This is a genomic window from Wolbachia endosymbiont (group B) of Eucosma cana, from assembly GCF_947250645.1.
Taxonomy (GTDB): Bacteria; Pseudomonadota; Alphaproteobacteria; order Rickettsiales; family Anaplasmataceae; genus Wolbachia.
Window position 1 is genome coordinate 1,364,865 of record NZ_OX366334.1, and the last position, 13,350, is coordinate 1,378,214.

At 32.2% G+C, this 13,350-nt stretch carries 11 protein-coding genes; 3 read left to right on the forward strand and 8 right to left on the reverse strand.

Going from position 1 to position 13,350, the window contains the following annotated elements:
- Positions 1–267: 267 nt before the first annotated feature.
- From OOK99_RS06760 to OOK99_RS07195, 4 genes are all read right to left on the reverse strand, one after another.
- Complete coding sequence (locus tag OOK99_RS06760) at positions 268–903, reverse strand: DnaA ATPase domain-containing protein (RefSeq protein WP_264336404.1); 636 nt, start codon at positions 901–903, stop codon at positions 268–270.
- Positions 904–1,350: 447 nt separating this feature from the next.
- A protein-coding gene (locus OOK99_RS06765) for an IS3-like element ISWpi17 family transposase (protein ID WP_214303219.1) occupies positions 1,351–2,465 on the reverse strand; the annotation gives its coding sequence in 2 pieces (ribosomal slippage) (positions 1,351–2,192 and positions 2,192–2,465; 1,116 coding nt in all).
- Between the two features lie 528 nt (positions 2,466–2,993).
- Positions 2,994–4,067, reverse strand: coding sequence for an AI-2E family transporter (locus OOK99_RS06770; RefSeq protein ID WP_264719793.1), 1,074 nt, complete (start codon positions 4,065–4,067; stop codon positions 2,994–2,996).
- Positions 4,068–4,116: 49 nt separating this feature from the next.
- Entirely contained in the window at positions 4,117–5,004 is an 888-nt protein-coding gene (locus OOK99_RS07195; RefSeq protein ID WP_458694688.1) for an alpha/beta hydrolase family protein, read from the reverse strand.
- Positions 5,005–5,104: 100 nt separating this feature from the next.
- Here OOK99_RS07195 and ispD point away from each other — a divergent pair, with 100 nt between their 5' ends.
- Positions 5,105–6,310: a 2-C-methyl-D-erythritol 4-phosphate cytidylyltransferase gene (gene ispD, locus OOK99_RS06780; protein ID WP_264719795.1), complete on the forward strand. Its 1,206-nt coding sequence runs from the start codon at positions 5,105–5,107 to the stop codon at positions 6,308–6,310.
- 83 nt (positions 6,311–6,393) lie between these two features.
- Here ispD and OOK99_RS06785 read toward each other — a convergent pair whose 3' ends face one another.
- From OOK99_RS06785 to OOK99_RS06795, 3 genes are all read right to left on the reverse strand, one after another.
- The gene (locus tag OOK99_RS06785; RefSeq protein ID WP_264719796.1) at positions 6,394–7,260 is read right to left on the reverse strand and encodes a ParB/RepB/Spo0J family partition protein; all 867 of its coding nucleotides are present in this window, start codon (positions 7,258–7,260) and stop codon (positions 6,394–6,396) included.
- The gene (locus OOK99_RS06790; protein ID WP_264336408.1) at positions 7,257–8,096 is read right to left on the reverse strand and encodes a ParA family protein; all 840 of its coding nucleotides are present in this window, start codon (positions 8,094–8,096) and stop codon (positions 7,257–7,259) included. The genes OOK99_RS06785 and OOK99_RS06790 overlap by 4 nt, the downstream gene beginning before the upstream one ends.
- An 84-nt stretch (positions 8,097–8,180) precedes the next feature.
- Complete coding sequence (locus tag OOK99_RS06795) at positions 8,181–10,661, reverse strand: response regulator (protein ID WP_264719797.1); 2,481 nt, start codon at positions 10,659–10,661, stop codon at positions 8,181–8,183.
- 158 nt (positions 10,662–10,819) lie between these two features.
- Between OOK99_RS06795 and hemF the strand changes: the two genes are divergently transcribed.
- Both hemF and OOK99_RS06805 read left to right on the forward strand, forming a co-directional pair.
- Positions 10,820–11,644, forward strand: a complete 825-nt coding sequence (gene hemF, locus OOK99_RS06800; RefSeq protein WP_264336410.1) for an oxygen-dependent coproporphyrinogen oxidase — start codon at positions 10,820–10,822, stop codon at positions 11,642–11,644.
- Positions 11,645–11,726: 82 nt separating this feature from the next.
- Complete coding sequence (locus OOK99_RS06805) at positions 11,727–12,146, forward strand: hypothetical protein (protein WP_264719798.1); 420 nt, start codon at positions 11,727–11,729, stop codon at positions 12,144–12,146.
- A gap of 21 nt (positions 12,147–12,167) precedes the next feature.
- Here the strand turns inward: OOK99_RS06805 and OOK99_RS06810 are convergent.
- Positions 12,168–13,282, reverse strand: a protein-coding gene (locus tag OOK99_RS06810) for an IS3-like element ISWpi17 family transposase (RefSeq protein WP_214303219.1) whose coding sequence is annotated in 2 segments (ribosomal slippage) — positions 12,168–13,009 and positions 13,009–13,282 — 1,116 coding nt in all. Because the reading frame shifts where the segments join, the coding sequence is not laid out codon by codon here.
- Positions 13,283–13,350: the final 68 nt, after the last annotated feature.

Genomic DNA, 13,350 nt, shown 5'->3' on the forward strand with positions numbered 1-13,350 from the left:
ACTACAAACCTTTGTTTTAACCTTTTTTTTAAATTTGATCTTATTTTTACCATATTTTAATTATAACATCAAATCTATAAAAAACATCCTGTAAAGTAAGTTTTACTATCGTAAAAATATCCCTTAGATATGTCTGTTTATTCTTATTACATCATAGTATTTATTATAATTTTAACATAAAGAAATAGTGATTTCAACTTCATTATTGTATGGGTATTAATAAATCTTTAATATATATATATAACAAATGTCTTGCAGCAAAAGGAATCACTTGGGACTTTTTTTTAATAAAGTGTTAATAAAAGGAATGGTTACATTTGATCCTATGGATTCACTATCTATTTTTTCTATAATTTTATTAATGCTGTGGAAAGAACGTTCTATTCTTGCTAGAATATAATTAATTACCTTTAGATCAATTTTTAATTGTTTATCTGAAAATTGTTTTATTAGCATAATTCTTAATAACTCCTCGCTTGCAGGTAAAATTTTTACGCTGATAGTTGACAATATTCGAGAGCTCAAATCTTTGAGCTTGAAGTTAAGCTTTTTTGGTGAAATTGAAGAAGTGATCAGCAATCTCTTATCATTTTCCTTCATATAATTATAACAATGTAACAACATTTCCTCATCTTTAATGTTTTGTACATCCTCTAAAATAAACGCATTGCTATACCTAATCTCGCTTACAAAATTATTCACGTTGATAAAAATTGCATTGTTTATTGATTGCCAAATATGAGCAAGGTGAGTTTTTCCAGAGCTGTTAGGTCCAAAAAGAATCAGGCATTTCCAAGATAAATCGTTAGCTATTGAGTTATATACGTGCTTGTTTTCGTCTAAGATGATATAATTTTGCCAACAATAATCAACTTGATTATTGTTAAATAAATTTAATTGCACGTAAAGCCTCTTAAATTGCTACTTTTTGATAATAATTTTTGCATAAAAATTTACTTGGTCAGGTAAGGAAGCAGTATTACTACTACCCCCTCCCTTAGAAACGCAGCATGCAGGTTTCCCAACACTACGCTTGAGCCCCTTATCTAAGTTCTTCTTTTCTAGAACCGGCTTGTCCTTCATGATTCCTCAGGAAACATCATTCTTAATGGTGACACCAACAGTAGAGAACCTTCTCTTGAGAAAGAGCTTGCTAACATTCTTGTTCGTTTCACTCTCTCATCAAAATACTTTTTCCATTTTAAGTCAAGGGGATTTGCATCCGCTCTGATTTTAACATATAATGCACCCATTTGTCTAGACCATTTTTTTCAAAGTGATCCGATTTTTAAAATGAATATGTTGATAAATACGTCGACACACATTTAAAGTATTTATCAATATATTCATTTACTGTTTATGATAATAAAGATCAGCAGGAACTTTATAATGTAGAGTCTGATGTCGCCTTCTATAGTTATACCAAGCAACAAAATCATTTATTATAAGATTTAAATCTCTGATACTATTTGGTCTATAATAATATATAGCTTCTTGCTTTAAAGTTCTCCATAAGCGCTCAACAAATATATTGTCGAAGCAACGTCCTTTATGGTCCATACTGATTTTAATATTAGCACGCTCTAATTCCATAATAAAGTTGTAGCTAGTAAACTGCACCCCCTGATCACTATTAAAAATCTCAGGTTTACCTTGTTTTAGAGCTTCTTTGAGAGTATAAAGGCAAAATCCAGCATCGAGATATGGTGATAATGAATGAGCAATAATATAGCGACTATACAAGTCCATTATTGCCACAAAATAGATAAACTTACCTTCTACCATAATATATGTTATATCAGTAGCCCATACCTGATTAACTCTACAAATAATCAAATCTTTGAGTAAATAAGGATATATTTTATGCTTTTTTTCTTTAATACTTGTATTACATCTTTTTCTACAATACAGCCCACTAATCTTCATTTTTTTCATAATTCTTAAGATTTTTTTGTGATTGACTACTACTCCACTCGCTATGATTTCAGCAGTAATTTTACGATATCCATAACGGCAATCAGAAGCCAAATATACTTCTTGAATCAAATTTGCTACTTCACTTTCGTTATTAATTATAGGCCTATAATATAGGCTAGATCTGCAAATCCCCAATAAATCAGCCTGTTTCCTAATTGACAGATCAGAATCTTTTTCTATAAACCTTACTCTATCTTTTTTGCTTATTTCAGTAATTTTTTTTTCAAATAGCTATTTTCCACTGTCAATTCTCCTATTACTTTATGTAAACTTTCTATTTCTTGCGCTAAGATTCTTTGTTTTCTCGCACTTTCACTTTCTTCAACAAATAGGTCTTTTAACCTTGCCAATACTCTATCACGCCAATCATATAGATTTGTTGATGGTATTTTATATTCACTACATATCTCAGCTGTGCTTTTTTGATTTTTTATTGCTTCCAAAGCTATCTTTGCTTTTAACTCTGGTTCATATTTTTTTGTTGCCATACTTTTACCCCTTTACCTTCCTACTCGGATCAACCATTTTTTTTTGGTCTAGTTTATGGGGTGCATTATAATAGTGGGTTAGGTGGCTTCTCTATACCGGTGGAGTTATTATTTGCGTACATCTAGAAATGAAAAATGTAACTTATCCACATTACCTTTTGGTCAGAGCTTATCAGCATCTTTAGCTCTTTCATCGTATCGGTACTTATAAAGCTTCACTTACGTTCACCATACCACTAGCCTAGCCCTCCAACCACATGATGCTTGCAGTTTATGCCCCTCTCACAATTGAGCATCTTCTTTTTCAAGAGGAGGTTCATTGTCCGCATCGCTTGGCACCAACCGGTTGCCCGATTCGCACTGATGCGTAGACTCAGACGGCAAAACATCTGGTTTAATAAGTTTTAGAATCCTTTCAGTTTCTTTCTGAATGAATTCCTCTCCTTTTAAACAATATGACCGAAGACTTTCAGGTCGCACCATTTCTCAAATGTATCAGAGGTCCTTTTTCTTTTTATTGTGAACTAATTAGCCATTTTTATAAAGCTCACTTTCAAAATATTTATTGACTGCATATTCTACTAATACACTGAACATTGCTATTATTGGAATAAAAAATAATATACCTATAAACCCAAAATATGAGGTACATATGACAACTCCCAAAATAATGATAGTTGGATGTATATGAACTTTTTTTCCTATTAATAAAGGCACTAATATGCTTGAGTCTATTAATTGACCAACACTAAATAATAGCAAGACAGCAGCACTTTCAAACCATCCACTAAATTGAGTAATGGCGCTCAAAAATCCGATAATAGTGTATAATAATGGCCCTATATAGGGTATAAATGTTAATGTTCCTGATAAAATTCCAATAGCTACAGAATGCTTCAGCCCAATTATGCTAAGGCCCACGGAGTAAAAGATCATCATGACTATACATACGTTTAACTGTCCCTTTAGGTAATTAGATATAATGAAATCTACTTTGAAAAAATAACCTGCAGCTTTTTCTCTGTAAAGAATGGGAATTAGTTTATTAGCCTTTTCTACAATTGAAGGCCAATCACGTAATACATAAAAAAACACCACAAGCGTAATAGCTATTAATGATACCATGTAAATCAAACTAAAGCTTGAATTTAGCACTTGAATTATAAGATTACTGCCCATGCTAAGAGCATTTATAAAATAAGATATATAATCACTGTAATTTTCTACTAGATTTTTAGACAAGTGATCAAATAAATTATCTTCAGTTTTTATATTAAGAAATTCTAGCACAGAAGGAATCATTTTAAGCTTTAATGAAGGTATCTTATTCACTAAGAAATTTAATATTAAAGTAATTTGAAAATATATAATAGGTAAAACAAATGTAATAACTAATATAAAAGCTATCAATAAGGTAAGTATTATAAAAACTACAGAACATGAACGCGGTATTCTGTATTTTTCAAACTTGGTTACTAGCGGGTTAAATAGATGTGCAACAAAAACAGATATTAGACACGGAACAATCATAGGACGCATCAAAAATAATGCCCCTATTATGAAAAGCAGTACACAACAAATAGTTATATGACGTTTTTGCATGTGTTTAGAATAGTTAATTTACCGAAAAATATACAGTTTTTTGTAAGTACTATCTATTCATTATTTTATTAGGCATGAGATCAGCCAAATTTTCACTCAATTGCCAACTAGATAAAACTCCGTTATTCGGGTTATCTGTAAAGCCTCTCAGATTAACGATCTTAATCGAATTTCTATTTAACAATAGATCATCTACTGCCTTTGCCAATTGTACAGGATATGGTATTAAGGTGTCTCTTTCATGATTAATGACTACTATTGGTATATTATCATTTTGTAGCTTTTGTATATTGCTTACTATATCAAAATCTAAATTTAGGACCTTAAGCATCTTTTTCAATAAGCATGAGGGCAGTACACTTAAAATTTTTGCTTGAGGAATTGGAAAATGCTTTATTGCGTTATGAAAAGAGCTAAAAGTGCTAGTAAAAATAATACCTCCAAGTTTAATGTTTTTGTCTGCAAAATATTTCAGCACTTCTGATGCAACTGCTCCTCCAAAAGAATGGCCGAAAAGTATAATGTTTTCAGGCTTCACACCATTGTCAATTAATTTACTAATTTCTTTTATTGAAGGCTGAGACAAGCTTTGATTCTTATTTATAAATGGAATCATAAGTAGTGATACAGATAAAAAGGTGCAAGTCAAAGCTGCTAAGATGGCTAAACTTGCTATCTTAGACGTCATTGGATTAATAAGTAATATTAAAATTGGTAATAGTATGGATACTCCTAGAAGCATGAAGCTTGCTGTTGCGTAGGTTATATAATTTTGAAACGTAGTTGAATATTTATGCGCATGAGTGTGAAAATTAGATCTGTGGGGGTATGTAAATTCACCTTGTATATATCTGGTAGCATTTTTATGATTATCACCTATCCCATGAAAAAATATAAGATGTATCTCATTTTCTTTATTATACTTAGCAACGTGCATTATTTTCTTCTAGCATATATTATACCTAGTAAAAGAATATTCTTTTTTGAGAATCAAATCAACTTTTTTAAAATGCTAAATAACCTATTACTATTTACTAATGCTGAAAATGATAACTAATAGACTTGAGAAATACAAGATAGCAGTATTAATAGTTGCAGCAGGAGTAGGAATTAGATGCAGTGCCAAAACCCCTAAACAATACATAAAACTGGCAGGTAAATCTGTTTTATTTCACACAATGAGAAAATTCTTAGCTAATCAGTACATAAGTTATATAGGAGTGGTAATAAATAAAAGTCACGAGAACTTCTATAAGGAAACAATATCATCAATTACAGATGCTAAATTACTAAGTCCAATATACGGAAGAGAGAGTAGGCAGAGTTCAGTTAAACTCGGACTGGAGAATTTGCAAAAGATCAATCCAGATTTTGTCATTATACACGATGCCTGCAGGCCTTTTGTGTCAAATGTTCTAATAGATGACTTGATAGAATCTATGATTAATGGTCAATATACAGGGGTAATTCCAGCAATAGAAGTCGAAGATACTATATCGTTGGTAAGTAATAATTTTGTTGAAACTACGATTTTAAGGGAAAAGTTTAGAGCCATACAAACTCCTCAAATTTTTAATTTTGGAGAATTATTATCATGCCATCAATCAGTCAAAGAATTTACTGATGATTCATCACTAATGGTGGAGCATAAAAAACATGTTGCGATTATTGAAGGTGAGAAAAAGAATTTTAAGTTAACTACAAAAGAGGATATCAATATGGCAAAACTTCTCTTTGGAGAGCCAAAATTCCGTGTCGGAACCGGTTATGATATACATAAATTTGTTAAAATTCAAAATGATGCTAAGAGCTTTATAAAAATTTGCGGTGTGGAAATTGAGCATAATATGGCAATAGAGGCACATTCCGATGGTGATGTTGCAATACATGCAATCGTTGATGCAATACTCGGAGCACTAGGATGTGGCGATATAGGAGAACATTTTCCTCCTAATTCCCCCAAATGGAAGGATTACAATTCATCTCATTTTCTTGACTTTGCTGCTAAAAAAGCACAGGAAAAAGGATATAGCGTGTCTAATTTAGATATTACTATAGTTTGTGAAGAGCCTAAAATATCGCCTTACAAAGCAGGAATGAAGGAATTCATATCAAAAATATTAGAAATTGATGGTGAATTTGTAAATGTAAAAGCAACCACTGCAGAAAAATTGGGTTCTATTGGAAGAAATGAAGGAGTAGCAGCGTATGCTTCCGTGCTATTGCGTGCAAATTTTTATTGAAGTAGAAACGAAATAACTTACTTAACAAACTCCACCATTTCACTTCCATTACAAGGCAAGTGGGAAGGTTTGTCAAGAAATTTCTATGAGCTACTTTCGACATTAATAGCTGATTCAAGTTTTCTATTCAAAATTTTCAATATAAAATCCAATTCATTTGAGTTGTTATAACGTATCATGACTTTACCCTTAGAATTACTGTCATTAATTTTGATCTTTAACCCAAGCTGAGAAGATATAGCTCCTTCTAGTACTGCCATATCTTGATTTGTAGTACATTTATACTCTTTTTGATCATTATTTTGTTGTAAGTCTTTTATCAATTTTTCAGTTCGCCTAACGCTCAGGCCCTGAGAAACTATTCTTTTTGCAATACTTTCCGCATTTTTAACATTAACCAGCGCTCTTGAATGGCCCATAGACAATTTTTTCTCGTTGATCATTGTTTTTACTCCATCAGGAAGTGATAATATTCGAATCATATTGGTTATGTGACTGCGGCTTTTGCCTAAAATTAAGGCTAATTCTTCATGTGTATAGGAGAATTCATCTATTAGTCTACTATACGCTTCACCTTCTTCTATTGGATTAATATCTTGCCTCTGTATGTTTTCAATTATCGATACTTCCAAGCATTCCTTGTCATTTAAATTTTTTATGATAACCGGCACACTATCAAGATTTATGACCTTACTTGCTCGCCAACGACGTTCCCCTACTACTATTTCATAACCGTCATTATTTGGATCTTTGCGCACCACAATAGGTTGTATGATACCATTTCTCTCTATCGAACCTGCAAGTTCTTTTAATGACTCCTCATCAAAATATTTTCTCGGCTGAAATTTGCTCGGGTGTAATAATGAAATAGGTAACCGATCTTCTTTATTATCATAATTATCGCCTATGAGGCCAGCAAGACCTCTACCTAAGCGCCTATTGTCCTTCACGCTGCACCCTCACTTACCAGCTTTTTCTCTTTAAAGATGCTCATGTGTTTCTTTAAAATTTCTTTTGCCAAACTTATATATGCTTGTGCACCAGGACACTTAAGATCATATACAATAGCAGGTTTCCCATGAGAAGGTGCTTCTGATAACCGCACATTACGTGGAATAATAGTCTCATATAATGGAATAATCGTTTTATACACCTTATCATTTAAATATTGGCAAATATCATTTTTAATCTGTTCGCTAAGCTTGTTGCGCCTGTCATACATTGTGAGCAATATTCCTTCTATTACTAAGAAAGGATTTAGGTTATTTCTTTTTATCAGCTCTACAGTCTTAACTAAATGGCTCAATCCTTCCAGAGCGAAAAATTCACACTGAAGAGGAACAATAATAGAGTTAGCAGCGGTCAGCGCATTGATAGTAAGCAGACCAAGCGATGGAGGACAGTCGATAATTATGTACTCATAATTACGTACTTTCTCTAGCGTATCTTTTAGTACGAATTTTCCCCGCTCAAGTTGTGATAGCTCAATTTCTGCAGCTGATAAGTCAACTACTGATGAAATTAGTGCTAAATTTGGAATTTCCTTTATATTGAAAATTGCCGATTCCACCAACTCACTTCCTCTGCTCAGCAGTATTTTGTATATATTTTTTTCTTCCCTACTACGATAAGAAATCCCGAATCCTGTGCTAGCATTTCCTTGAGGATCAAGATCTACCAATAAAGTACTTTTCCCCACAGCAGCAAAGGCTGTCGATAAATTTATACTAGTTGTGGTTTTACCAACTCCACCCTTTTGATTTACTATTGCAATTATCTTGCTCACGCCTTTTATTTTATGTATAAAATAATCCTATTGTATATATGCAAGAAATTTTTGCATTAGAATTTTTTTTGTTGCCAATCACATTCAAAGTGGACTGCCTTTTTTTGTCTTGCACAACACATTGTGAACCTTATTTCCTAACTCATTCAGAGTAAATGGTTTTGGTAAAAAGTGAAAGTCTTCTATATTGATTTCATCACTCTTCAAAAAAGCATCTTCTGCATATCCAGAAATAAAAATAACTTTGATATTTGGCCTATGGATCAATGCTTCTTTAACTATTTCTGGGCCACTCACCTCTGGCATGATTACGTCAGTGATTATTAGATCTATGTGTTGATTTTTTTTTCTAATGATCTCTAGTGCCTCGCTGCCTATACTCGCTTCTATTACATTCAAACCTTTTCTTGTAAGCGCCTTAGCAGTAAACTTCCTTACTGAATCTTCATCTTCAATTAATAGAATTATACCATTACCTTCAATTTCTACCGGTTTCTCTATTTCTTCACTATCTTCCTCTTTATCATTTTCATCCGATATGTAAACTATGGGCAAAAATATGCTAAATTTAGTTCCATGATTTACTTTGCTAGCAACATAGATGTATCCTTCAGTTTGTTTAATAATGCCATATACAGTAGAGAGGCCAAGACCTGTACCAGAAGTAATATCTTTGGTGGAAAAAAATGGGTCAAATGCCTTTTCAACTGTATCACTTGTCATTCCACACCCAGTATCAATTACTTCAATCACAACATAATTCCCATGTTCAATCATTTCCTTATCTGGAGAAAACATATCCTGAGGTGTAGAGTTTAATGAATTAATCTTTTGATTAAAGGTTCGTATAGTTAACTCTCCCCCCTTTTCCATAGCAGCGCCAGCATTAACTGCTAAGTTAAGCATAACTTGCTCTAATTGCCCTTGATCAGCCCTAACAGCACCCAAATCGCTACCATAATAAATATTAAATTTTATATTTTCACCTATTAATCTTTTAATCATTTCATAAAGATTAGCTATAGTACCATTTACATTAATAATCTTTGGCTGCAAGGTTTGTCTTCTTGAAAAAGCAAGCAGTTGTCTTACTAAATTTGACCCACGTTTTGCATTTTGCTGTATCTGTATTATATCTCCAAAAGATGGATCACTAGCTGAGTGTTGGAGTAAAAGCAAATCACAAAATCCTATTATCCCGGTTAATATATTGTTAAAATCATGTGCAATTCCACCCGCTAACTGCCCTATAGCTTGCACCTTTTGATAATGCTCAAGTTTTATCTCTAGTTTCTTACGTTCAGTATTATCAATAAAATAACAAAGTATGAACATCACTTTATTATGAAGGAACTTATTGAAATATATTTTCATATTATTACCACCATTGAGCTGCACGTCAAAAGACGCATTATTTATCCTATTGCTCGAAAAATATTCACGTACTTTCGTATGATAACTATCTAACATCAATGCAAAGATAGAATCATTATTTGGCCCCGCAAGTTTTATTAATGCTGTATTTTTCTTTATAAAATTGCCATTTATGTCGCATTGTGCAATAGCAATTGACGAATTTGTAAAACAAGGGTGTAGTTGATAATCAACAATATTTGATTCAGTTGGTGTTATAAAGCCATGTATATAGCTATGATTGTATTTATCACAAAATATAGCAGTACTCATATAAGCCTTAAATGGAGCACCGCTTATAGTAAAAAACATAATTTCATTTTTGGTTATTGTATCGTCATACTTAGATTGAGATATAAAATCATTGATTGAGCTACCTTTTTCCAATTTTTTTAGTTCAAACATGTCTAAAAATCTTTTATTTACAGATAAGATACCTCCTTTTGTATTTGCAACGTAAGTTGCTATATTGTGTTTCTCTATCAACTCTTCATATACCTGCTCTTTGTTTACCTGTGTTGCCTTCAGTACAAAATACCCATTCGGTCTTGCTATTGGTGCTAATGACAAATTTAAAGTCTTATTACTATTTATAGCAATTTGTGGATTATCCGGTATTGGTTCAGAGAGCAAAAGAAAATTAGATACTCTACTCTTCTTGCTTAAGGAAATGCATACTTGTACAGAAGTGTTATTTCTTAACGCATGATAGAGTGATTTTCTGTCTTTTTCTGAAACATCTCCTGCTTCAAGAATTTTATCTAGCGTAACATCATCGTTTATGTGATCTTTAAACCTTTCGTAGAATCTAGCATCAGCATAAATAATACCCTCATCTTTATGTAAAATGAGACAAAACTCTGTATTATGATTTAGCGCATTTGCAAATATTGCATTTTGAAACTCTATGATATTAAGTAGATACTTGTAACGTTTTATATTATATATCACAAAGAGAATCATTAGAGTGCTAGTTAATAAATTAATCTCTATATTAACATTCTGACTATATACATTAGAAAAATAGAGTACTGATATTGCTATTGGAGGTAAGAACATAATGACTGCCATCACAATAATTGACATCCCATAATTTCTTAGTATGAAGTCAACTCTGTTCTCTTTTTTGTTATCTATGTATCTTTTACTCATTATTATTGCTTGGCATCCTTGCACATATAAAAATATTCTACTATATTGATTTAATTATTATAGATTTATTAACATCCTTGATGGGTAGTTACTATCCCAATCTAATTAAGTCCTGTAAATATAGAGTACAATAATATTAATAGCCAACAGAAGGCATTATGGAAGAACAAAAAATACAAGCATTTAAATGGTTCTGCGCACTGAGAAACAAGATCACCGAATCTTTCTTATCAATTGAGGTGCAGTCATTCACAGAACCAAAAATCGAAAAAAGAAAGTGGAACCGACCAGGTGGAGGAAGTGGTGAATCTACAATTATCTTTGGTAATATTTTTGAAAAAGTTGGAGTAAACGTTTCAAGAGTATACGGAAAGCTTGCAGACTCAGCCATTAATGAAATTCCTGGTGCAAGTGAAAGCAATGGAGAGTTTTGGGCAAGCGGTATATCTTTAGTGTCTCACATGCAATCTCCCCTTATCCCTGCAGCACATATGAACACAAGGCTGATATATACCTCAAAACAATGGTTTGGTGGAGGAATGGACTTTACTCCAATTTATAAAGATGAGGGAGATTGCAAGTATATTCACGAATCAATTAAAGCAACTTGCGATGAGTTCAACATCGAATATTATCCGAAATTTAAAAAGCAATGTGATGATTACTTTTTTTTACAACATAGAAAAGAGCCACGTGGTATTGGTGGAATTTTTTATGACAATCTAACTTCTGGCAACTGGAAAAATGATTTTGAGTTCACAAAAGCAGTAGGTGAAGCATTTTTAGAAATTTACTTACACATCATACACAAACATATGCAAAAATCTTGGACAAAAGAACAACGAGAAGAACAATTGATAAAACGTGGCAGATATGTGGAGTTCAATCTTCTTTATGATCGTGGTACAAGGTTTGGTTTAATGACTAATGGTAACCCCGATGCAATTATGATGTCGATGCCGCCTCTTGTTAAGTGGGTGTGAAAAGCGGTTATTAATATAAAATAAATCGTTATAGTTTAAAATTGTACCACAATGGTGAGCTTTTGTATAGAGGGGTACAATCATGGGTATAGTAGATAGTTTTTTAATTAAATCCGCTAGAAATAGCAATATAAGAGGCGTGAGGCTAGCTTTAAGTCTTCATAATATAGTAAACAGCTTTGAAAAACTCTTTTCTAGAATTAATCCTTTTAGGAACAAGGGGTCATTTGACTTGAATAATGATCAAACTTTAAATCGAGCTTTAGAGTATGCAGTAACAAATCTTGATCATAATGTAATGACGTTACTTATTAGTGCTGGAGCAAATATTAGTGAAATAAATAATAGTATAGGAAATGTAATCCTTCAATACAAAAGAGCATCAGAAGCTATGCAGTACGGAGATAAGGACTATAATGCACCCATTTGTCTAGACCATTTTTTTCAAAGTGATCCGATTTTTAAAATGAATATGTTGATAAATACGTCGACACACATTTAAAGTATTTATCAATATATTCATTTACTGTTTATGATAATAAAGATCAGCAGGAACTTTATAATGTAGAGTCTGATGTCGCCTTCTATAGTTATACCAAGCAACAAAATCATTTATTATAAGATTTAAATCTCTGATACTATTTGGTCTATAATAATATATAGCTTCTTGCTTTAAAGTTCTCCATAAGCGCTCAACAAATATATTGTCGAAGCAACGTCCTTTATGGTCCATACTGATTTTAATATTAGCACGCTCTAATTCCATAATAAAGTTGTAGCTAGTAAACTGCACCCCCTGATCACTATTAAAAATCTCAGGTTTACCTTGTTTTAGAGCTTCTTTGAGAGTATAAAGGCAAAATCCAGCATCGAGATATGGTGATAATGAATGAGCAATAATATAGCGACTATACAAGTCCATTATTGCCACAAAATAGATAAACTTACCTTCTACCATAATATATGTTATATCAGTAGCCCATACCTGATTAACTCTACAAATAATCAAATCTTTGAGTAAATAAGGATATATTTTATGCTTTTTTTCTTTAATACTTGTATTACATCTTTTTCTACAATACAGCCCACTAATCTTCATTTTTTTCATAATTCTTAAGATTTTTTTGTGATTGACTACTACTCCACTCGCTATGATTTCAGCAGTAATTTTACGATATCCATAACGGCAATCAGAAGCCAAATATACTTCTTGAATCAAATTTGCTACTTCACTTTCGTTATTAATTATAGGCCTATAATATAGGCTAGATCTGCAAATCCCCAATAAATCAGCCTGTTTCCTAATTGACAGATCAGAATCTTTTTCTATAAACCTTACTCTATCTTTTTTGCTTATTTCAGTAATTTTTTTTTCAAATAGCTATTTTCCACTGTCAATTCTCCTATTACTTTATGTAAACTTTCTATTTCTTGCGCTAAGATTCTTTGTTTTCTCGCACTTTCACTTTCTTCAACAAATAGGTCTTTTAACCTTGCCAATACTCTATCACGCCAATCATATAGATTTGTTGATGGTATTTTATATTCACTACATATCTCAGCTGTGCTTTTTTGATTTTTTATTGCTTCCAAAGCTATCTTTGCTTTTAACTCTGGTTCATATTTTTTTGTTGCCATACTTTTACCCCTTTACCTTCCTACTCGGATCAACCATTTTTTTTTGGTCTAGTTTATGGGGTGCATTA